This window comes from Dysgonomonas sp. 521, assembly GCF_010501055.1.
Classification (GTDB): domain Bacteria; phylum Bacteroidota; class Bacteroidia; order Bacteroidales; family Dysgonomonadaceae; genus Dysgonomonas.
The window spans coordinates 146,480-168,360 of sequence record NZ_QVMO01000002.1 but is presented as its reverse complement, the minus strand read 5'-3'; the positions used below and the strand labels follow the sequence as shown (position 1 = coordinate 168,360).

The window sequence follows — 21,881 nt, the reverse complement described above, 5'->3', positions numbered from 1 at the left end:
ATTGGCATATCGGCACACTGAGATTACCAGTAACGTTCGTTTGGATTGCCATACAAAGCATTTACCCTTGCAGTCTCGCCTTTTTTCTTCGCTCTGAGATAAGATACTCCGATATTTTTATTAGTATAGTATTTTACCAGATTGCGATACTCCACCATCGAGTCATGGCAGCTATTGACTACATCCATACGATCTTTATCCGAAAGAGATAGGGTACTGATATTGACGACTCCTTTCAATTCGTTTAATACATCGTTACTTTGCTCCAACAATTTGGCATATCCTGTTGCAATGGCATTGAGTTCATCGATGGAATAATTGGGATCTTGCAGCATCTTTTGAAAGTTATTGACATAGATATCGGAGACTTCGCCTACCATCAGTATGGTCTTCTGTACTTTCCTTGCATCTTTGACCAGCTTGTTCACTGCTTTGAGCGCATCGTAGTATTCTTTACCTTGATTATAAACCTTTTGCACCTCTTTAAAATTATTAATCATATTTTTTGCAGTGGAAGAGGTTTCGACAATCTGTTTGCTGGTATTAACAATACTTTGGGTAAAGTTCGACGGGTCCCAGACTGTCCACTGGGCACTGATATTTGTTGTGAAAAGCACAAGGCTTACGCACAACATGAAAAATTTAGCTTTCATATTCAACTTGTTATTAATACGTTAATAAATTATTATTCTCTTTTTGCTAATGCGGATTAAGGGGCCGCCAGTTGCTTTATAGCCTGTTCCATATCTCCTCCCAACTTTTCAGCGAGCCGCATCACTTCGAGTTTCTCGGTCTCTTCAGTGGTATAGGTCAGGTATTCTGATTTACTTACTTCCGTTGCATATACCGCAGATTGCGCACTGCCCAGTCCGATCCACACTTCTTTGTACAATCGGCTTGGATTATTGGACATATTAATGGAAAGAATTTGCGCCCGTTCCTTATCGGTCAGTCCCAGCAAAGACTGTATCGCATCAAACTTGTTCATATACTTACGCTGGTCGAGCAGTATCTTACAATCGGAGTTATTGATAATGGCATCTTTGACTACCGGAGACGAGATAATATCATCTACTTCCTGAGTGACAACAATGGCTTCTCCAAAGAATTTTCGGACGGTTTTGTACAAATACTTTAAATAATCCGCCATATTCGGAGATGAAAGAGCCTTCCATGCCTCTTCGCAAATGAATTGCTTTCGGATACCTTTCAGCCTACGCATCTTATTGATAAATGCTTCCATAATGATAATGGTCACTATCGGAAAAAGGTCGCGGTTCTCCTTTATCTGGTCTATCTCGAAAACGATAAACCGTTTGTTCAGCAAATCCAGTTCCTTGTCCGAGTTCAATAGGAAGTCGAAACGCCCACCTTTGTAGTACTGCCGCAGGGTAGTCAGGAAGTTATTGATATTGAACTCTTCTTTGCCTACCTCAATCTCTCTGCTTTGTAGCTCCACTTTGTATTCATCCCGCATAAACTCATAGAAAGTATTGAAGCACGGTGCAATACTCTTATCCGACTGTATCCGTTTGATATATTCTTCAACAGCACTACCTAGCTCTCCCGATTCGGTCTTTGTGATTTTGTCATCTTCACTTTTCCAAAGGGTCAAAAGCAAAGTTTTTAGACTGTCCTTTTTCTCTACATCGAATTGATTATCATCGGTGTAAAATGGATTAAAAGAAATCGGATTTTCTTCGGTGTATGTGAAATAAATTCCATCTTCGCCTTTCGTTTTGCTGCGAATCATCTCACATAAGCCTTGATAGGAATTACCCGTGTCCACAAGGACAACGTGCGTGCCCTGTTCCCAGTATTGGCGGACAAGATGATTCATAAAGAAGGATTTTCCGCTACCCGATGGACCTAACACGAACTTGTTGCGGTTGGTGATAATTCCTTTCTTCATAGGCAGGTCAGAAATATCCATATGAAGAGGTCTACCCGTTACCCGATCCACCATCTTGATTCCGAACGGAGAAGGCGAGTTCTTATAATTGGTTTCTTCTATTAAGAAACACAAGGCCTGTTCGATGAATGTATAAAAACTCTCTTCACTCGGAAAATCGCCCGCATTACCCGGAATACCCGCCCAGAAGAGTGTCGGCGTATCTACCGTATTATGTCTCGGTTTACATTCCATTAATGCCAGCTGGCTACCGACATCGTTCTTAATACGGGCAAGGTCTTCCCTGTCATCGCTCCATGCCATTACATTGACATGACAACGTACTGAGGTCAATCCAAAGCTATGTGCATCATTCAGATAATCTTCAATCCAGGCTTTGTTTATCTGGTTACTTCTGCTGTAACGGGATAAAGAGTGCATATTTCTCGCTTGCTTCTCGAAACGTTTGAGGCTTTCCGTATGGTCATCAATAAAGATATACTGGTTGACGATATGGTTACAGGAGAGCAATACTCCTATCGGGGCGGCAAAGGACAGGCGGCAATCGCTTCTGTCCGTCGATAGCCGTTCATAACGGGTATCTGTCTGTACTTTTCCCGGCAGGTCTTCTGTATCCGAAAGCGTATGCAGGCAGAGATATTTATCACCGATTTTCATTTCTCCCGCTTTCAGGGTAATATCCTGCAAACAAGTTGTGTCTTGCTGGGACAGGGAGAAATATTTTTCGACAATACCTGCGCCGGAATCTGTGCCAACAATCTCATCGGTTGTAATACGTGTGAGTTTAATAAATCCCGAATCATTAATGATACGCTCGAATTGTCCGACAGCCTCGGTAAACTTTTGGATAGCTTCTTTATCCTGCATTTCTTTGGGAACGATAAAGCCCCGTGTCAGTGCGTTAAAGTTACTTTGCTGGCGTGCCCTCTCTTTAGTGGTCTTTGTCAGGAACAGGTACGAAGTATGGTTCAGGTACGGACGTTCATTGAAATGGCGTTCAAAGCTGCGGGATAGGAAACTGATATCTTCCTTATCCAGTTCTGGTCTGTACTTCTCTTCTACAAACCAGTCCTGACGATGTACCACACAATAGTTAGGCAAAACCTTAATGGCTTTGAGCCATGCCGAGTGCATCGCTTCGTATTCGGCTGATGTTACAGTGAACAGTTCGGGTAGTTCTATCCGATAGGCTACCGACAGATCAGCATCTTTACTCAGAATATAATCATGTTCAACTGTTAACAGGGGGAATTTGCTTTCCAACGTGGCTGCTTTGGCTGTATTTCTCATAAACGAACCTCCTTTCTTTTGTGCTGGAACAGGTTTTCTATCCGCCTGCGATTGATAATGTATTTGGGATGGTTAGCTATGGCTTGCAGCTTCATCAGTCCGAACTCCCCGTATTTATCATTCAGGTGGAAAGTTCCCCAGACAAGGATTCCGGCGGCTGTTCCTCCGAATCCAATACATATGGTTTGGCTAATGCCTATCATATACATGATTACGAAAACCACGAACACAGACAGTAAGCCACCTGCGAAAATGAAGAGATACTGGGATTTCAAACCCTTAAATTCTGCGGGCTTGCCAATCCCTTTGTTGATCGAGTATTCCATTCTTCTTGTTTTAATAGTTGTTGAACTCATATTGATTCTTATTTCTCATTTGAGTTAATAAGAGAGTCTATGACCCTTATAAGAAGAATGAACGGAGGATAGTGGCAGCCACAATCAGAAATATACAGGCTCCGAACCACGAAGCGGCAGTTTTAGAGGTATCAGGATCGCCGGAGCTGAACTTCCCATATACTTTAACACCTCCGATAAGCCCGACGACGGCTCCAATAGCATAGATAAGTTTTGTGCCGGGATCGAAATAACTTGTCACCATATTAGTGGCATCGTTGATACCTTGAAGACCATTACCCTGAGCGAAAATGTTTGCAGTAAAAGCGATGAATATCACTGCAAAGAAAAGAAGTTTCTTTTTCATAAATGATTGTTTTTAGCGTCATGAGGGTGGATAGGCCTCATAACAAGGTTCTACTTTAATTAAATTGGATTTTAGTGGTGGCTTAATCATATTAGCCGGAGTCATAAATCTTCATCTTTTACCGAATAAAATTGTTAATATCAAAATTTTCTAAATCTTTATTTGTGGGAGTATCTGTTTCTACAATTCCATATTTCTTTTCATGAATGTACATCAGATCTCGTATTCTTTCTATCCGCATAGAACTATTTGAAGCAATCTGTTCAACTATATCTGTCTTTCTGTTTTGATAAAGAATTTGTCCGGCTTCTTCTTCATCCTGAACACTTGCTTGCACATCAGATATTACCTTGTCTGCCTTAAGCATATCGTTAACACTAACACCTGATGCAATTTCTGCTTCCGGCCCAAATAGTCCTGTAATCTCTTCCTCTTCAATGAAATCATCCTCATCCGGCTCTTCTTTTTCCAAAGGCGGAACATCCACGTCGATCTCTTCAGGATCATCATGTTCTGTTTCCAAAGAAGGCCCAGCAAAAGTAGATTCTTCTTTAGTATTATCTTTCATGTCTGCTTCTGTTTTTAGAGACGTGACATCATTTGGCAGCAATTGGCTGAGTTGATAATGGCTTTTTCCCAATATAGAGGTAGATTTAGAAGAATCCAATGGCATCTTTTCATGAGGGGTGTCAGTTTCTTTCCTTTGTTTTACTTGCCGGAAGCTATCAATTCCTAATAGGAGCAGACACAATAAAGCTGTTATAACAATAAATAGGATCATGGTCATTCGATTTTGATTAAGTCATCCCGGTCTTGACGATATAATTTGTTTATTTCATCTTTATTTTGTTTGAGATGTTCCCATAGTACCATATCAATATATTCTCCGACAGTCATTTTTACTGCTATAACTTTTACTATTTCAGAGATAATATTATGCAATTCTAAATCTATATATACGCTGGGCCGTTTCGTGTTCTTTTCTTTCCTGCCAAGAAATTCTTCACTGTAACTTCCTTTGGATATCTTTTTTCGTTTCGTTGAAGGCTCATTTACTGTGAAAGGTTCATTATCTTTTTTTGGTAAATCTTGTTCTGATGTGTCTATGCCCGGATTTTTCTTTGCATAAATTGATGCCAGTAATGCATTTTCATCAATATCTTCAGGTATTATCTTTTTACTCATTGTTGATTTATTTTATGATTGATAATAATTCATCGATAAGTTCGTCTAATTTGCAATTTCTAACAAGTTGTTTGTCTGCGGCAAAGAAAGATGAACGAAATACAGGCCTATGTGTGCTTTCCAGTTCATGTCGAAAACATTTTCTTTCAGGAATATAAGTCCTTAACAGTTGCAGCCCCAACTCGGCAATTACATCAGCATATGCATCGTAAAGATTTGAGCGTTCTCTTTTATCCACCAAAGTCCAGAATAAATACAATCCTTTTAAACTGCCCTTATTAATACTAAGGATATTTTCATTTAAAAGGGAAGTAAATTCCAAGGTACTTTCCAACACATAGCGGTCTGCACTTATCGGAGAAAATATATAATCCATTTGGGATAAGGTCATAATTATACCTTTACTATTAAGTGTACCTGGTAAATCGAAGAAGATAAAATCCAGATCAACAGAAGATTCTTCTATCATTTTATTGGCACAACTAATCGCATTCTCTCCGGTCGCGGATTCTACCAGATATGCGTTCAACTCATTTTCCCGGCTAAACTGGTTGTAAGCCATCAGCTTATAATAGTTATCTTCCCTGAGAATTTGCTCTTCCCGTTTTCGCATACCATCAATACTGTACTGCGGATAATCACAGTCAATAACCCCAACCTTATACCCTTTTTCATAATGAAGGTAACTTGCGACAAGAACAGTAAATACGGTTTTTCCAACTCCTCCCTTTTGAGTAGAGAAAGCGATAAATAATGGCTTCTTTTTCATGTTGTAACTTATTTAGTTAATTAAATAGAACTATATTTATTCAGATAATTCTGCATAACAATGCATATATATATTTCCAACTATTGCCTTATCTGAATAAATACTCCCTTTTGTGTATAGCTATTGGTTCAAATCTTTGGTTATATGCATACTCACTAAAGTCGATAAGCGCATACTCACATAATTGTATAAGTACATACTTATGTAAGTATATAATCCCTTAAATATTTATATATACCGATAAGAGCATAATTATTTACATAACCAGTTGTACATCGACAAAAGAAATAATAAATAATAATAACCTTATTATAAAAAAGTTAGGTGACATCATTTGGCTGCTATTGGCATCATTTGGCTACTATCTTCATCGTAATATTCCCATTTAGAGCACCTAACTTTGCAAGCATCAGAGTAAACCCGCTAGTTATGTTACAGACATTCTCATATCGATTAATGTTAATCCATCCCTTTGGGTGGATTTTGGTGTTCGTCAGAACACAGCAAGGTGTGTTTTGAGCTGCTCTGAATAAATTCAGCAGCCCAAAACTCCTTGCCCCGCTCCCCTGAAAGTCGGGAGAAATCTTGCGCCGAAGTTGCAAGATCAGATTTTCGATTTTAATGCAGGTAACGATCTGCGATAACCACTAAATATCCAATAATTATGAACAGAGAAAAACCTTTAAGAAAAAGAAAAGGGGGAAGAATTCCCGTTGATGATCCGGCGGTTTACCGCTATTCGGTTCGTTTTAATAGTGCCAGTCATGCCCGGTTTTTATCTTTATACGAACAGTCCGGGGCGAAAAATAAGGCAGATTTTATCGTATCCCGTGTTTTTGACAGGCCATTTATTGTCACAAAAGTGGATAAAAGTATCAAAGATTATTACATGAGATTGACTACTTTATTCGGTCAATTTCGAGCGATTGGTAACAATTATAATCAGGTAGTCAAAGCTCTTCACTCTAATTTTACGGAGAAAAAAGCACTGGCATTTCTTTATAAATTGGAGAAAGCGACAATGGAACTGGTCGAAATTCATAAGCAAGTGATAGAATTAACGAAAGAAATGGAGACTAAATATCTAAGCAATGGTAGCGAATATTAGTCTTGGAAATTCCCTTTTTGGAGCGTTATCTTACAATCAGGAAAAGGTTGATGATAATCAGGCTAAGATCCTTTGCAGTAATTTAATTATGCAAACTTATGATGGTGAATATAAAACCTCCCTGACATTACGTTCTTTTGAAGACTATCTGAATGCAAATAAAAATACCAAGAAACCAATTGTCCATATTTCTCTGAATCCACACCCGGACGATAAGCTGACAGATGAACAATTTGAAAAAATAGCACAGGAATACCTCGAGAAGTTAGGATATGGAAATCAACCCTATCTTGTATATAAGCACGAAGATATCGACCGTCATCACCTACATATTGTTACTACTTGTGTTAAAGAAAACGGGGAACGGATGAATGGCTCTTTTGAACATAAACGCTCAAAAGATATTACCCGGGAGTTGGAAAAAAAGTACGGATTGCTTCCAGCTGAAAAGGTGCATTATTCTGAAAAAATGCCATTGAAACGAGTCAATCCGAAAGCAGGAAATATAAAGAAACAGGTAGCTAATATTGTCAAAAGCGCAATGAAAAATTACCACTTCCAGAATATCAACGAATACCGGGCTTTACTTTCTTTGTATGGCGTTACCGTTGAAGAGGTTAAAGGGGAAGCAAGAGGAAAATCATACAATGGACTTATATATTCTGCATTGGATAAAAAAGGGAGGAAAACCGGAAATCCATTCAAAGCATCTCTTATAAGTAGAGAGGTCGGTTATGATGCCTTGCAAAAACGGATTACCTTTTCGAAGAAAGATATGAAAGGAAAGTTGTCTTATAACAGGACAAAAACTATTGTTTCATCTTGCCTGATGAATAATTGTTCCCGAAAGCAGTTAGAGAAGGAACTGGCCAAGAATAATATATCTGTCCTGTTCAGGGAGAATGATGATAAACGTATTTATGGAGTAACTTTTATTGACCATCAACAAAAGGTTGTTTTCAATGGCTCACGGATGGGTAAAGAATTTTCCGCAAATACTTTCCAAAGGTTATTTAATGAAGATGTAAAGCATACAAATGATTTTTCGAATGACAAAATATCTAATAATGATTACTCCCAACAACAAGAATCTATAACTGACGCAATTGCCGGAATTTTCTCTATGGAACAACATGGGGATAATTATGAAGAAATTGCTTTTACTAACAGGATGAAACGAAAGAGGAAAAAACCACGCGGTCCAAAATTATAAAAATAAGCCAATATGCAGCCTTAATTGGCATATCGGCACATTATCTAATTAATTAATTAATTTTTATGCAACAGGAAGATGATTTGAGAGGATTAGCCAAAGTGATGGAATTCATGCGGGCAATCAGTATATTGTTTGTTATTATCCATATTTATTGGTTCTGCTACCAGTCCATTCGGGAAATAGGAATCAATATAGGTGTTGTGGATAAAATATTGTTGAATTTTCAGAACACGGCAGGATTGTTTTCTAATATACTTTGGACAAAGTTATTTGCTGTCGTGTTTTTAGGTTTATCATGTTTGGGTACAAAAGGGGTAAAGGAAGAAAAAATAACATGGAGTAAAATATATGTATTCCTGTTTTTCGGGTTTATTTTCTTTTTTCTTAACTGGTGGATATTAGTCTTGCCATTACCATTGGTTGCCAATACAGCAATATATATTTTCACAATGACTATCGGATATATCCTGCTGCTAATGGCTGGATTGTGGATGAGCCGTTTATTAAAGAATAACCTGATGGATGATGTCTTTAATACGGAAAACGAATCATTTATGCAGGAAATGAAGCTCATGGAGAATGAATACTCCATAAATTTACCGACACGGTTCTATTATAAAAAGAAATGGAATAAGGGATGGATAAATGTCGTCAACCCATTTCGGGCAACGATTGTTTTGGGTACTCCCGGTAGTGGCAAGTCTTATGCTATTGTAAATAGTTATATTAGGCAACAGTTAAGTAAGGGATATTCGATGTATATTTATGATTATAAGTTTGATGACCTAAGTACCATCGCTTATAATGAGTTGCGAAAGAATCTTGACAAATTTAAGATTCCTCCTAAATTCTATGTGATAAATTTCGATAATCCGGCAAAAAGTCATCGATGCAATCCGATTGCTCCTGAATTCATGACTGATATCAGCGATGCATATGAGAGTGCATACACGATAATGTTAAATTTGAACAAAACGTGGATACAAAAACAAGGGGATTTCTTTGTGGAATCACCTATAATTCTGCTTGCTGCTATAATTTGGTATTTGAAGATCTATCAGAATGGGAAATATTGCACTTTTCCTCATGCTATTGAGTTTCTGAATAAAAAATATGCGGATACCTTCACTGTTTTGACATCATATCCGGAGTTGGAAAACTATTTATCTCCATTTATGGACGCATGGGAAGGAGGGGCTCAAGATCAGCTCCAGGGGCAGATAGCATCAGCTAAAATACCGTTATCCAGAATGATAAGCCCTCAATTGTATTGGGTTATGACAGGAAATGATTTCTCATTGGATATTAATAATCCAAATGAACCCAAGGTACTGTGTGTTGGAAACAATCCTGACCGACAAAATATTTACTCAGCGGCTTTAGGGTTATATAACAGTCGCATTGTGAAACTTATAAATAAAAAGGGGCAACTCAAATCGTCTGTTATTATAGATGAGTTGCCTACTATCTATTTCAGAGGGCTTGACAATCTGATCGCTACTGCCCGTAGCAATAAGGTTGCAGTGTGTCTTGGTTTTCAGGATTTTAGCCAGCTGAATCGAGATTATGGCGACAAAGAGGCCAAAGTTGTAATGAATACGGTCGGAAATATATTTTCCGGTCAAGTTGTTGGAGAAACAGCAAAAACATTATCGGATCGATTCGGAAAGGTATTACAAAAACGTCAGTCAATGACAATCAATAAGCAGGATAAGTCAACTTCGATAAGCACACAAATGGACTCACTTATCCCACCATCTAAAATATCAAATCTTACTCAAGGTATGTTTGTTGGTTCTGTTTCTGATAATTTTGACGAACGGATTGAACAAAAGATATTTCATGCTGAAATCGTTATAGATAATGCAAAAGTAGCAGCAGAGACAAAAGCTTATCAAAAAATCCCTATTATAACCAATTTTGTTAATGAAGAAGGTCTTGATTTAATGGAGGATGAAATTAACCGTAATTATCGTCAGATAAAACTGGATGTAGGGCAAATTATTGAGGATGAAAAAGAAAGGATTAAAAATGATCCAAAATTACAGCATTTATTGAAAGAATAATCTCTTTAGAGTAAATTGTAAATATATTCTCCTATGAGAATATATTTACAATTGCAATGATGAACCAGTTGCTGCATATATCAAAGAAAGATACTTCATAAGTGCAATGCGCCTTACGTTTAGGGTATACAGCTACCCCGCTAATTTTTCATTATTTTTTTTCAATTTCTATTCCCCAATAAGCGGCTTTATATTGTATCTTTTCTATGAGGCCGAAATAAGACCAATTTCTTAAGATCGCCAGTTCGCCTTCGGAAATTTCATTTTTGGATTGTTCAATCAGCACTAATTTTTGAGACTTGTTATTCTTTGCATAATTTACCAAGATTTTTGAATAAGTGTGTAATTTAGTATTGACATAGTTGGCTTCCTTTTTTTCAAAACGATCAATACTTTGCATTTTGCGTTTTCTACCCTTACCTCCTTTATTATACCTTGCTACTTGCATAGCACGCCTCAAAGCTTCCTGTATCTGTTTCTTCTGATAAAAGAACTCGTCTTTAGAGCCGATCAGGTATTTCTTATCATCGTATAAGTTATCTTCATTGTTTGCTGCAATAATAGGATTGTCAATGCCTAGTATAGCATAAGTAACATTATTGGGATTCAATTTTACTTTTTGGGATGGAATATCAATTTTAAGTAGTAAAAAAGTTTTTTTCTCTTCTATTTGTATTGAGTTCCCACACATACGGACTTCTCCGGATAGGCATCTTTCAATCATAATTCGATTATTCGATCTGTCATAACCTAAAAGTGTTCTGAAAGAAATGCCGAAAAGGACGAACTCAAAGTTGTTTATCTCCTCGTTCCACTGTAACCGCCTCATCGATTTTGCCGGAAAAGGAATCGGCAGTGTTCTTTTGTAATTTCTCAAACTACGTTTACCTGTAAAGTATTCACTTTTTTCTTTGTTATAATAATTACTCACATACTGGTTGACTGATGTCCTGATATCTGCAGGAAGTTTGTCAAAAGCTTTTGAAATCTCATAAGTCGAATTTTGATTTGATGTATTTAAAATACCGAATTCATCTTTCTTATGGTCTGCCAATTTTCTTTTTATACCATCTTCCAGATAAAGCATTTGGATAAGCCCATCCTGAATATAACGATGTGTTGCTATTTGGTTAGCCAAACGGTAAGTCATATCCTGCCAACCAAATATTGTACTCCAATGTACTTTCTTTTCTTCGGGAGTACCGATTGGATATATTTGTATTTTTCTTGTGATTATCATATGTTGTTATTCATCTTCCCTTATTGCATCTTGTCTTATACCTATATGATATTCTTTTTCTTTACTCCAATAAGTTACATATTCGATATTATAGCAAATGCCGGAATAATGGTCGCGAACTTTAACTTCATTATCACCGTATCGTTCCTTTTGGTCTTGTAATAATTCTATAATTTCACTAACTTTCATTGCCTATGTCTTTATATTTTCCGTTTTCCAAAATAGCTAAATCCAATAGCATTTTAACTTTTTCTATTGACATCACACAAATTATCTTTTTTTCAGGTAAAACTGAGCATAATACACCAATACAGTTCCCTTCTTCGCTTATAACCGGAGATCCACTTAGCCCTGCCCACTCTTCATAGACTACAATGTCAGGAGTTTCTAATAAATAGAAATCACCAGATTTACAAATATATCTTAGATTCTCTTTAAGGGTATTTTCTGAATGTATTCGAATACCTTTCGTTTCGGCATTTATTTTACCAAATACAAAATACATCATGTTCTCTCGTGGTTCTTCCATCATATCTTCAATAAAACAGAATTTCTGCTCTCCTACATTTATGGTATGCTCTGAAAAAACCACTTCGTCTGTTAAGAACGGATATGTGAAATTAATAGGCTTCATCATACAAACACAAACATCCATTAGTTCGGGTAAATCCTTAGGTTTCATTATATCGTATTTTTCCATATAGAAAAATCCTCCTAAAGGAGTGATAACTGTCGATAAAGGCTGTTCCACTGGTTTCACATTATTAAAGATTGAGATAGTATAATCAACCCAAGTCCTTTTCATTACTTTGGTTTCATTATCATAATCTTCAGGATGGAGATTATGATCTGCAGTAACAAAAAAAGTTTCATCTTTATACCTTATCATAAATCCACACCCAAAATACATCGGTCTTGAACATTCTGTATCACTAGGATGGGTAGACTGTGTAAAATAAGTAGTTTTTACTAATACTTCCGTTAAAGGTATTTGTTTTGATTCTTGTGTACTATTATTCATAATATTATATCTTATTATTTGATATCCCAAATTAATTCGCTTTTTTCGTCTTTTCTTACCGTAAGTTTTTGCCCGTGAGCGAGTTTGTTTCCTACAATCAGTCGGGATATAGGGCGTCTCAAATGGGTGCGGATGGTTCCTGCGATCTGCCTTGCACCATATTTGGGCGTAAACCCTCTTGAAGCGAGCATCTTTCTGGTTTCTTCGTCTATCTCCAGTTCGATACCCTGCTTACTTAAAGCATCCTCAAGGCTACGTAATTGTATGTTGAATATTTTCAACAACATCGTCTCATTGATCGGAGAGAATGGGACAATCTCGGAAAGTCGAGCCAGAAATTCGGGACGGAAATACTGCCCCATTACTTCCATCAGTTGTGTGGTTTCGGGCGTGATTCCTTGATTGAGTTGTTCTGTAAGCCATTGACTTCCTACGTTGGAAGTAAACAAAACGATAGCATTGGAAAAATCACCTTCCTTACCCAACCGGTCGTGAAGCTTCCCTTCATCCATTATTTGAAGAAAGATATCATAAACCGACTGATGCGCCTTTTCTATTTCATCAAAAAGAACCACAGCATAAGGCTGTTGCCGGATTTTGTTTACCAATAATCCACCCTCTTCATAACCCACATATCCCGGAGGTGCTCCATAAAGCAAAGCTGCCGAATGTTCTTCCTTAAACTCCGACATATCGAAGCGGATCATTGCTTTTTCATCATTAAATAAAACCTCCGCGAGTGATTTAGCCAATTCTGTTTTACCCGTACCTGTTGGTCCTAACAAGAAGAATGAGCCTATCGGTTGTCCGGCTTTATTCAGACCGCTTCGTGATTCAAGAATAGCATCCACCAATGACTTTAACGCTCCATCCTGACCTACGACCCTCCTTCTCAATAAATCTTCCATTCCTAACAGACGTTCTTTTTCCTGCGCCTGAACCTTGCCAATCGGAATACCAGTCTTTGAGGATATAATTGCCGCTATTTCATGTGGTTGTATAGCTGTTATTTTCTCTTTTGCGAAGTCCCGCAATACATCCAATGACTTATTTATATAATCAAATAACTTTTGAGAGTCTTCTATTTCCTTTACATCCGTTTCGTCCGTAATAATTCCCAGCAAAATCGGGCTTAACCTGTTCTGCATCGAAAAATGCAAGAAACGTAAATCTTCCAATCTCTCTTCATCCGATTTTTCGACCGCCCCTTCTATATTTGCCAGTTCTTGAGTAAAATGCTGAATATCATCCTTCGCCGTTTCATTCACCATCTTTGTAGCCGACATTGTTCTATCCATCAGATCAATAGCCGAATCGGGCAAACGACGGTCTTTATCGTATCGCTTAGCCATACGAACACATTCTTCTACGGCTTCTTTTGAGATTTCCAGTTTGTGGAATTCTGAATAGCGAGGCAAAACAGAGTGCATCATTAGTATAGCCGAAGCAATATCGGGCTCATTCACTTGCAGTACTTCAAAACGGCGACTGAAAGCATGATCCGGCTCTATTTGCTTGCGATATTCATCGACAGTAGTTGCTCCGATCACTGTCAGATCGCCTTTCGAAAGTTCAGGTTTCAAAATATTAGCTGCTCCCGAATTCCCTTGTTTAGGATCGAGCAGGACATGTATTTCGTCTATGAAAAGAATCGCATTATCAACGCCTCTTATTTCTTTTATAATATTTTTTATACGATCTTCAATCTCTCCTTTATATGTTGCGCCGGCAATCAGAGCTCCTGTATCGAGTTCATAAACCACAGTTCCTGCCAGATATGGTGGTATTTTACCATTTACTATATCGTGTGCAAGTCCGTCAACCAGAGCAGTTTTTCCGACACCGGAATCTCCAATAATCATGACATTCGGCTTGCTGTGCCGTCCGAGTATTTCCATCATCATGCGGGTTTCCTTGTCGCGGCTGACAATACTATGCACTTTCATATCCTGAGCCAATGCCGTTTTATCGACACAGTATTTCATCAGATTCACAAGAGGCATTGCCCCGTTTTCTTCCGATGTGATGAAAGATTGCATTTGGTTTGATACCCCAATGGACGATGCTGTTTGCTTTCCGCTTACATAGAGGTCGAATATTTCGTTTTCCCGCAATGGAAATGATTTTAGCTGATCAGTAGTAAATGCAATGTTAGGACGTGCCAAAGCCGCCAATACACAAATCGGGTTGATTTCCAATAAACCCAGTTTCAGGCGAACATTATCTGCCTCTTCAAACACCATCGAAATTTTGTCGTCAGGTTGTATGTCTGCAACCACTCCTGCTTTTGGAAAGTCTTCGATACGCATTTCAGCCCATTCTTCAAAATATCCGAGATCTTTATCCATACTCAGGACAAAATCGCGAATACCGATTTCCTTATGCAATAAAGCCTTTAATAAGTGCGATGCTCCATAGTTCGCATTATAATATTCACGGGCAATAGACTGTGATATCCTGATTGCCGTTTTGACTGTTTCGTTTAAGTTTATAAAATCCATAATTTAAAGTATCGCCTTTGTATTTATTTAAACTTTGCTTTTTAAGTTTGAGAGTATGAGGGATTTTTATCAATCCCTCTGCTCTCGTTCTGGCAGAAGATAAGATGCCGGTCACAAAACAGGCAACTATCTACTTTTCAAACGGATTATACTCCGTATAAGAATCTCCATATGATTTGAATCTATCATTCAACTTAGTTATTCTATGAGCTTTATTCTATAATTGAAGTTATTTGGAGACCTTTGTTGTAACCTTATGAGCAGGTCTTTAAATACTCCTTTTTGTTTAAAATAATCAATATATTGTCGTTTGGGGGTTACTTGTATCTCCATAACGATAATAATACCTTCTTTCAATTTATGACTGATTATCGCTTTACGGACAACATCTATATTTTCAATGTATCCTCCCAATTCTATTTTACAGAAGCTCAGAATATTGTATTTCGTTAGTATCCGGTTTTTGGAGGTTAGGTAAAAGTTATTTATCGCTTTTAGGCTTTCCATATTGTACAAATTGCGACCACCATTAGTTTCTGTTAGCAACATTACTTCTGCTTTAGTTAGCTCGGGTATCTTGTTAGCCATTAACGTTGTACCTTCTGGTATTCCATTTAATAAATCGGCGTGTGTTGTCCAATAAGAAACATAAATGGAACCAGCATTTTCACATGGTTTTACACTTAGCAAAGCAACCTCAGCCGATTCATTTATTCTATTTAGTTCGATCTTTTTAGTATCATTGTCTTGAATAGAAGACACAGCATTCAAAACATTTATGATCTTATCATTATCTATACCTGTAAATGCTGACCTTTCATCATGTATAATATCTACCAAACGCTCCAGATAGTCTACAATACGAGGATCATCCATATTTTTTCTTTTGGTAGGCAAGACCTCGTATTCACCTTCGATGGATACATAATCCACACAATTATACTCGTTTTCATGTAAGTCTGTAATGGTTTCTATTGTAATAAATTCTTGCAGGATACCAGATGATAAAGAAACAAGTGCCCCAAAGTCTTTTTCTAAAACATCCGTTTCGTTATAATATCTATTAATAACAGGAAAGGCATTTAATGATATTGACATTTTCTCTATGTCAGCCTGAGAGAAATTTGCGGGAAACGTTACAGATAGCCAATATAAAGGGGGTATTGAAGAAGTAATCTCTTTGTCTACGATATCAATTAAATCTTTTGGCAGATTTTCCTTTTCAATATCTTTAATATTTATTTTAGAACTAATTGTTATAAAATGATCTCTATAAAAATCCAATATTTCTTTTTCCTCTTTACTAAGATTGGTATCATTATGGATTGGGAAACCATATGTTGTCTTTAAAGGCTTATTTCCGAAATTCCATTTTAACTCTGTCAGTATATCGTAATATTCGTGATGATCAGGCAAATGTTTAAAATCCAGATAAAAGGCAATATCCTTTAGTGTTTCTATTTCTGTATCAATATCCAAACCAATCCAGACTTTGTTGTATTTTGATCTTTGCGTAGTGGTTCCGACAATCCTTCGGTTACCAGAACTATCCAATTGATGGATGATTTTATCACAAATAATATAATTAATGTTTACTTTATGAAGTATTATATCTGTTACCGGAGTGTATATTACTGATGTTATATCTTTTTCTCGTATATTATCAGGTAATTTCTTTAACAAAAAACCGGCTTTTCTTTCTAATTTGCATATCGATTTATTAGACTCTACTTTCAAAATGGCATGACTTGGCCGTATGTAGTTATACATTCGGGGGGATAGCCGCTTTACTAATTTACAAAGTACGGAATAGTCTATTTCCTCCAGTTTATTATCTAATAAGAATAGTTCATGACTAACCTCCTCTATCATTAATTGCACCAAAGGATTCAAATTATTGAAGTTTTTGGTATTCCAAACCAAATTGGCATAGCGTATTATATCTGTTCGTATGGCTTCTTTACTTTTCATTTTCTGTTTTATGGTAATAACTTCCTGTCCACCCAATAATATATTTCTCCATTCGACTCAAATTGTTCGGCCTTGTCCAGTTCCTTTTTCATTTTCTTGTAATAAGTAACCAAGCCGTCCAGCATTTCGTCCGGGACAACCTTCTTATCTTTGAGGTCTTTTATCCGGATAGCGTTCAGAACATTATTCGATGTAGGACATCCAGTTATTCTATATTGTGCTTCGGCAAGTGTCAGTTGTTTTAGTTTACTGCCTTTTTCTTTACACAATTTGCAATATTTGATAGGTTTCAGTAATGTTTTTGCCAGATGCTTGCGTACTCTCTTTGTACTGGCATATTCTCCGGGACCAACAATTCTTATATAAAATTCTTCTTTCCCTATAATGGTATCGTTTGCCAGAGCTTCGGCTTTTTCTTTTTCCAGTTCCCTGAACAAATCGTCTTCGGGACAGTTGCAGGGTTTACGCTTCTGATCTTCTTTTTTCTTTTGCTGATAAATAAAGTCCACTTCTTTTTCTGACAAGGTGGCAACAAATTCCTTAAGTTCTTTCATTTCCGCTTCCGACAGCATCAGGTGATAATCCTGTACCTTGTTTACTGAATCATTCAGTACAATGATTTTCGATGGCACATACCATCCCGGTGTTTCCTGAACGAAACTGCCTATTAGTTTTTTCTGTGGAATGCGTAGAGTATCTATGCCAAAGTTTTGGACGAAAAGGCTGTCAAATCTAGTCCTGTTGTTCCCAACTGAACGAAAGGCCTTCGACATATATTGAGTTATACTATTATTATCCTGTTTGATTTGTTGAATGATGGTGTCCACATTATTGGTCAGTATTTCCATCGGCAGGGATTCGTTCTTCTGAGGGAAAAACAATGCCCCTTGGCTTATACTGTTTGCAGGAAAGTCCAGGCGATAGCTATTCTTTTGTTCCCCTACCTGTTCATAATAATTTATCCGCTTTATTTGTTCAGGAGATACTAAGATGTTTCGCTTTGTTTTTATCATTCCGTCAGCATAAGAGTTGATCATATCTTCTATGTCGAGAACAAAGTTGTTGTAATCATCACCTTCTCCGGCATACACCTGAAAACCCACTATACGACAATTGTTCTTTAGTATACGATTCGTAAAGGTTGAGTCAATACCTGAATTTGTTAGTCTTTTGTCACCGATTAAAACAATCAGGTTGGTTGCATCCCTGTGTTTATCGAAACACTCCACAGCCTTGCGAAGTGCAGGCCATGAATTGCGGGGTAATTTAATTGCTCGGAGTTTGTCTTTCATGTTGGCCTTGTCCGACAGAAAATTAACAATCTCGGAATAATCCGATGTAAGACCGGTATTTAACGGATGAAAGATCTTGCCTGTTTCGTCAAAGGTCATCACACAATTGAACCGGTAAGTGTAATAGTCATCCGATTGTTCAAACAAGGGTTGAAGATTTTGCAAGGCATTAACTATCTGCGGAAACTGCGATATGGTTTGCTCTCCTCCATCAAAGACAAAAGATATATTGATTTTCTTCAGTCCTTTGGCTATATCCCTGAACTGTTTGTGTGATATTTGATTTCCGTTGACATTGAATATGTAGTTGTTGCTGTAATCAAATACAGGCAAAGCCATACGGGTTCTGAAAGCAACCAGAGAATCTTTAGTTGAATAAGACGATACGGGATTGAATCTGATTGTCTTGTACTGTTCACAAAGCATCCGGCTTACATCCGATATATCTTCCGTAACAGGAATCTCCTCGCTTTTATTTATGAAAAAATGTTTGGTTTCAAGTGGGATGGTTTGCAGGTTAACATGTAGTCCTGTTCCGATATCTTTTATCAGGGAATTATCTACCCAACCCAAAACATCTTCTTTTACAGTTTCAGCTTTGATATAAGGTTTATTTGCAACCAAGGTCATTGTTCCATCTGCTGATTGCTTGAGCTGATAGATAACACTATAAGGGGAAATAGTCCCGGCCTGTGACTTCTGATCTAAATCTTTGTACAATTTCAGAGAATCTACAGCAAAGTATTTTTCCGGCTCGTTAATGGATAAAGTATCGGCAAATACAGCCAGCATCTTGTTTTTCTTTCCACTGTTGATATCCGTTACTGATTGTTGATTTAAGAGTAGTTTAGACTTATGTATCCAGCCGTAATATTCGGCTTTCTTATAATCGAGTTTTCCGTTTTTAAGTATATCCGGTGTATATTTTATCAGTTTCAAATATTCGCCTTTATTTTTGGTGCCAATAACAAGGAATGGGTCAAGGTAATCCACATCTTTGGCTTTGACCTTTCCTCCGCCATTGTTGTAAGTCTGGTTCTCTGTCCTGTCCGAATAAACGATCCACGGCTCTTTATTCAAGTCCGTCTTCGGGGCTTTGGTATCCTCTCCGCAATAGTTCAGGGAATACTCACGGGGAGTTTTTTTTACCCTTGTGAAACGATGTACAGGTCCACAGGAAGAAATAAGTAACAGAACTCCCAACAAGATTGGTATTAGTGGTTTATTTGTAGTTTTGTTCGGCATGTTCATTGCTCTAAGTCTGTTTGGATAACTATCAGTTTGTTGATACAACTTTCTGTTTCTTCAACATCGATCAGTACGTTTTCTATTATTGTTCTTTTTCGTCCGATAATCTTTAATCCCTGACAGTAGGAATAGAAATCATTTTTCTTGTCATTATTCACAATCACCAGTGTGTTGGGATTGTTGCAGAGATAAGTGCTCATTACATAGTTATAGTTCTTATTGAATGGCTTTTGATCTACTATGGCTTGCAGTTTCTCTTTTATATCGTTCCCTATAATAGATGCTACATCAGTTGTATCCGTATCCGAATACTGTGGTATGATATCAATCTGATGTACAACAGGATATTTGGTTTCTTCCGTCCTTAACTGGACAATATACCGTCCCGGTAATTCATACTTGTAGATAGCGTTCTTCTCAATGGCATCGACCTGTCCTGTTTCGCCAAATTCCCAACGCCAGTCTTTTGAATTTCCCACTCCCCGAAATGTGATATATTCTCCTTGCAAGGCTTCTTTTGGGGCATCAATCTTTATCAGGTCTAACGATTCGTCTTTTTTAGGGGAACGGACATTGACAATAAATTTCTTTTCCAGATTTCCATTAACAGTAAGGCGTATCTGGTATTTACCCGTTTCGGGAAAAACATATTCTCCACGCCTGTCTGACGATGTGTCGCCATTACCAAACTCCCAATACCACTTATCCGCTCCTTTAGTGCTGTCAGCATAAGAAACGGGGATTCCCGTCTCTACATCCAAGGGACTAACTGTTGCTTGTATCTCCTTACTGTACATACAGGAACGTACAAGAAAAGTAATGCCAAGAACGAGCGCAATGGCTATAATAATGATATAAACCCGGTGATTCAGTAATTTTTGCATGATCTACTTCTTTGTATTCTTTAGTTCATCTACTTTCTTTTCCAATCCGATCTGGCAGTCTTCTAAATTTTTACTGAAACGGATAATATTTTGCTGCTTGCTCCATAGTTCTTTTTTATCGGCGAACCACATATTGTAAAAGGCTGGTACTTGTGAGAATATCTTATAGCGTCCGTCGTAACTGTTGTCGTCATAGAGCTTTTTAATTTCGGCAAGATAGAACTTGATATCATTCTCTTCGTAGCTGGCATTAATGCCCGGATTAAAGGTCTTGATCTTGTTATAAATAGAATCGACTATCAACATTTGTTCATCCTGTACATTTTGGAAAGCGCGGATGCGGTCCATCTTCGCGATAACAAATTCTTTGCGGGTTTCGCTCTTAGTATCAGTATAGTAAAACAGGCACCAACAGCATATAAATGTCGCTATTCCAAATAAGATAGATACATATACAAAGCCGATAGTTTTTTCCCGTTTATTTTTGGTTATTTTTGTTTTTTTATCCATATCCTACTTTTTTACTGTTATTCCCCCAATGGTTAACTGGCGTGACGCCTGTTTGTTTTCTTCGGTACATTTCAACAAATCGGTTTTTATCATACCTTCTTCTGTTTTGGCTGTTCGGATGGAGTCTTTTACTCCGAGAAAAACATTGACTTCGCTCATCAACTTCTGATAGAGGCGTATGTCACGGCTACTCATATCGTCCATCATGGAAAGAATTTCCTGTTTGCGGCTACTAACCGAACGGAGTAGGTGTATATCGTTCTTATTGGTATTGAACATCATCGTATATTGATAGAGCGAATCAATCCGATTGGCTAAATCTATTTGCTTGACATAGATTTTATCGTATTCTTCAGTTTTCTCTACTATACGGTCTACTTCAATATTGGATGTCCTGATATAACAGAAGTAGATCAATACGCCTGCAAAGACACAGGCGATAAGGTAACCGGAGAATTTCCAGTAACCTTTGGTGATTTCTTTATGGTTTTTGGCACGCATAGGGTTTATCTTGTATTTTTACTTATCTAAATAATCATATCTTAGATTCTGTAACAGTATAATATCCATTTTCAACCTGTTTATCATAATTATCGTACAAATCCCAGTCGGTTTTTGCAAGTTTACTATCCTTATTATCAGTATATTTTAGCATTTCGAGAAATATTTTTTTCCTTCCTGTGTTTTGATATCAGTAGTGTCATATCTAATAATAATTCAAGACGAGAGATTTGCATTTGCGGATTAGTTTCAGCCTTCGCTTCCGCAAATAATTGAATAATTGAAGGCAGATTATAATATAATCTCCTTTGAGCCTCCTTTAAAATACCTTTTTCTTCTTCGCCCATCTAAATCGTATAACACTTATAACGAATACATTATCATACTTCTAAAAACTTATATAAATATATTTATGATAAGCAACCTGTGAATTCTAGTAACCTTGAATGATTTCTTTGTGATATT

General features: G+C 37.3%; 20 protein-coding genes. 3 read left to right on the top strand and 17 right to left on the bottom strand.

What is annotated here, in order from left to right; all coding sequences use genetic code 11:
- Window positions 1–23 precede the first annotated feature (23 nt).
- The 7 genes from D0T84_RS01735 to D0T84_RS01705 form a co-directional block, all read right to left on the bottom strand.
- The gene (locus D0T84_RS01735) at window positions 24–653 is read right to left on the bottom strand and encodes a DUF4141 domain-containing protein (protein WP_163305291.1); all 630 of its coding nucleotides are present in this window, start codon (window positions 651–653) and stop codon (window positions 24–26) included.
- A 56-nt stretch (window positions 654–709) separates the two neighbouring features.
- Window positions 710–3,202, bottom strand: coding sequence for a TraG family conjugative transposon ATPase (locus D0T84_RS01730; RefSeq protein ID WP_163305288.1), 2,493 nt, complete (start codon window positions 3,200–3,202; stop codon window positions 710–712).
- Window positions 3,199–3,528, bottom strand: coding sequence for a DUF4133 domain-containing protein (locus tag D0T84_RS01725; RefSeq protein ID WP_163305286.1), 330 nt, complete (start codon window positions 3,526–3,528; stop codon window positions 3,199–3,201). The genes D0T84_RS01730 and D0T84_RS01725 overlap by 4 nt, the downstream gene beginning before the upstream one ends.
- A gap of 76 nt (window positions 3,529–3,604) precedes the next feature.
- Window positions 3,605–3,904, bottom strand: coding sequence for a DUF4134 domain-containing protein (locus tag D0T84_RS01720; protein WP_163305284.1), 300 nt, complete (start codon window positions 3,902–3,904; stop codon window positions 3,605–3,607).
- A 118-nt stretch (window positions 3,905–4,022) separates the two neighbouring features.
- The gene (locus D0T84_RS01715) at window positions 4,023–4,691 is read right to left on the bottom strand and encodes a hypothetical protein (RefSeq protein ID WP_163305282.1); all 669 of its coding nucleotides are present in this window, start codon (window positions 4,689–4,691) and stop codon (window positions 4,023–4,025) included.
- Window positions 4,688–5,089: a DUF3408 domain-containing protein gene (locus tag D0T84_RS01710; protein ID WP_163305280.1), complete on the bottom strand. Its 402-nt coding sequence runs from the start codon at window positions 5,087–5,089 to the stop codon at window positions 4,688–4,690. Before D0T84_RS01710 ends, D0T84_RS01715 begins: the two co-directional genes overlap by 4 nt.
- 7 nt (window positions 5,090–5,096) lie before the next feature.
- Entirely contained in the window at window positions 5,097–5,858 is a 762-nt protein-coding gene (locus tag D0T84_RS01705; RefSeq protein ID WP_163305278.1) for a ParA family protein, read from the bottom strand.
- 658 nt (window positions 5,859–6,516) lie between these two features.
- Between D0T84_RS01705 and mobA the strand changes: the two genes are divergently transcribed.
- From mobA to mobC, 3 genes are all read left to right on the top strand, one after another.
- Complete coding sequence (gene mobA, locus D0T84_RS01700) at window positions 6,517–6,966, top strand: conjugal transfer protein MobA (RefSeq protein ID WP_370525395.1); 450 nt, start codon at window positions 6,517–6,519, stop codon at window positions 6,964–6,966.
- Complete coding sequence (gene mobB / locus D0T84_RS01695; RefSeq protein ID WP_163305274.1) at window positions 6,950–8,179, top strand: conjugal transfer protein MobB; 1,230 nt, start codon at window positions 6,950–6,952, stop codon at window positions 8,177–8,179. Before mobA ends, mobB begins: the two co-directional genes overlap by 17 nt.
- 65 nt (window positions 8,180–8,244) lie before the next feature.
- Window positions 8,245–10,248, top strand: coding sequence for a conjugal transfer protein MobC (gene mobC, locus D0T84_RS01690; protein WP_163305272.1), 2,004 nt, complete (start codon window positions 8,245–8,247; stop codon window positions 10,246–10,248).
- 151 nt (window positions 10,249–10,399) lie between these two features.
- Here the strand turns inward: mobC and D0T84_RS01685 are convergent, their stop codons facing one another.
- From D0T84_RS01685 to D0T84_RS01640, 10 genes are all read right to left on the bottom strand, one after another.
- Complete coding sequence (locus tag D0T84_RS01685; RefSeq protein WP_163305270.1) at window positions 10,400–11,488, bottom strand: hypothetical protein; 1,089 nt, start codon at window positions 11,486–11,488, stop codon at window positions 10,400–10,402.
- Between the two features lie 6 nt (window positions 11,489–11,494).
- Window positions 11,495–11,677, bottom strand: coding sequence for a hypothetical protein (locus tag D0T84_RS01680; protein WP_163305268.1), 183 nt, complete (start codon window positions 11,675–11,677; stop codon window positions 11,495–11,497).
- Window positions 11,667–12,509 (bottom strand): hypothetical protein, encoded by an 843-nt coding sequence (locus tag D0T84_RS01675; RefSeq protein ID WP_163305266.1) that lies wholly within the window; start codon window positions 12,507–12,509, stop codon window positions 11,667–11,669. Before D0T84_RS01675 ends, D0T84_RS01680 begins: the two co-directional genes overlap by 11 nt.
- A gap of 14 nt (window positions 12,510–12,523) precedes the next feature.
- A complete protein-coding gene (locus tag D0T84_RS01670; protein WP_163305264.1) occupies window positions 12,524–15,010 on the bottom strand; it encodes an ATP-dependent Clp protease ATP-binding subunit in 2,487 nt (828 codons plus the stop codon).
- 198 nt (window positions 15,011–15,208) lie between these two features.
- Window positions 15,209–16,981: a type VI secretion system baseplate subunit TssF gene (locus D0T84_RS01665; protein ID WP_163305262.1), complete on the bottom strand. Its 1,773-nt coding sequence runs from the start codon at window positions 16,979–16,981 to the stop codon at window positions 15,209–15,211.
- Window positions 16,982–16,989: 8 nt separating this feature from the next.
- Window positions 16,990–19,524: a type VI secretion system protein TssR domain-containing protein gene (tssR, locus tag D0T84_RS01660; RefSeq protein WP_163305260.1), complete on the bottom strand. Its 2,535-nt coding sequence runs from the start codon at window positions 19,522–19,524 to the stop codon at window positions 16,990–16,992.
- Window positions 19,521–20,405: a PKD domain-containing protein gene (locus tag D0T84_RS01655; protein ID WP_163305258.1), complete on the bottom strand. Its 885-nt coding sequence runs from the start codon at window positions 20,403–20,405 to the stop codon at window positions 19,521–19,523. Before D0T84_RS01655 ends, tssR begins: the two co-directional genes overlap by 4 nt.
- Before the next feature lie 3 nt (window positions 20,406–20,408).
- Window positions 20,409–20,915: a type VI secretion system transmembrane protein TssO gene (locus tag D0T84_RS01650; protein ID WP_163305256.1), complete on the bottom strand. Its 507-nt coding sequence runs from the start codon at window positions 20,913–20,915 to the stop codon at window positions 20,409–20,411.
- A 3-nt stretch (window positions 20,916–20,918) separates the two neighbouring features.
- Window positions 20,919–21,416, bottom strand: a complete 498-nt coding sequence (tssO, locus tag D0T84_RS01645) for a type VI secretion system TssO (RefSeq protein ID WP_163305254.1) — start codon at window positions 21,414–21,416, stop codon at window positions 20,919–20,921.
- Window positions 21,417–21,553: 137 nt separating this feature from the next.
- Window positions 21,554–21,763 (bottom strand): hypothetical protein, encoded by a 210-nt coding sequence (locus D0T84_RS01640; RefSeq protein ID WP_163305252.1) that lies wholly within the window; start codon window positions 21,761–21,763, stop codon window positions 21,554–21,556.
- Between the last annotated feature and the right edge of the window lie 118 nt (window positions 21,764–21,881).